Source organism: Mesorhizobium sp. WSM4308 (assembly GCF_002294905.1).
Taxonomy (GTDB): Bacteria; Pseudomonadota; Alphaproteobacteria; order Rhizobiales; family Rhizobiaceae; genus Mesorhizobium.
Genome location: NZ_NSFW01000049.1, coordinates 1 through 1,037, shown reverse-complemented (window position 1 = coordinate 1,037; position 1,037 = coordinate 1). Strand labels below are relative to the sequence as shown.

Genomic DNA, 1,037 nt, shown 5'->3' with positions numbered 1-1,037 from the left:
TGTGGAGCTTCAACAGGTTGTCCTCGATCAGGGCGAGGCGACTGATAGGCGTTTTTGACTTTAGGCTGCCATGTGGACGATGCCAATTGTATCTGTGCAGCCAGACAGGCAGTTCGGCGGCACGATGATCGGATGTCGGATAGGCAATGGCGTAGGCCCATTCGCGCAGTGCTGTCTGGATGAAGCGCTCGGCCTTGCCATTGGTCTTGGGCGTATAGGGTCTTGTCGTGACGTGCTTGAGGCCGAGATCGCGGCAGGCCTTGGCGAAGGCCTTTGATCTGTAGCAGGAGCCGTTGTCGGTCATGACGCGGGCTATCGTGACGCCGAGGCTGGCGTAATAGGCGACCGCGGCCTTGAGGAAGGCGATGGCGCACTCCTTTTTCTCGTCGGGCAGGATTTGCGAGAAGGCGATGCGGGACGCGTCGTCGATGCAGACATGGACGAACTCCCAGCCGGCGCCGCGCGACTTGCCCTTTTGCGGATCGCCGGTGATACGATGGCCGACTTGGCTGAAGCGGCCGAGCTTCTTGATGTCGATATGGATCATCTCGCCGGGATGCTCCCGCTCGTAGCGCCGGACCGGTTCGGCCGGCTCGATATCCCTGAGCCGCGACAGCCCGGCACGCTTGAGAACCCGGCTGACGGTGGCGGGCGAGACGCCGACCTCATGGGCGATGTGCTTGCCGGTCAGCCGCTGGCGACGCAAGGCTGCGATGCGCTCGGCCACGGACTGTTCGGTCAGGCTCGGCATGACGGTGGGCCGCGACGAGCGGTCGACCATGCCGGCCCGCCCTTTGGTCTTATAGCGCTCGACCCAGCGCGCCACGATCTTGGCCGACACGCCATAGACGCGCGCCGCATGGGCTTTGGAAAAAGCGCCTTCTATCACCGATAACGCCATCTCCTCTCGACGCAGCGGTGTGAGACGGGCATTCTTGTGGATGTTCATTCGGACCCTCCGATGGATGCTGAAGCGTGGTAACTCCAGTCTCCTCGGTCCGGTCCGAATGGACAACCTCTCGAAAGCTCACACCTAG

General features: G+C 62.4%; 1 protein-coding gene. It reads right to left on the bottom strand.

The features are described from left to right. Positions 1–949 (bottom strand): IS481 family transposase (locus CK227_RS36050; RefSeq protein ID WP_095770220.1); only part of this gene is annotated, 949 nt, incomplete at its 3' end. Positions 950–1,037 lie beyond the last annotated feature (88 nt).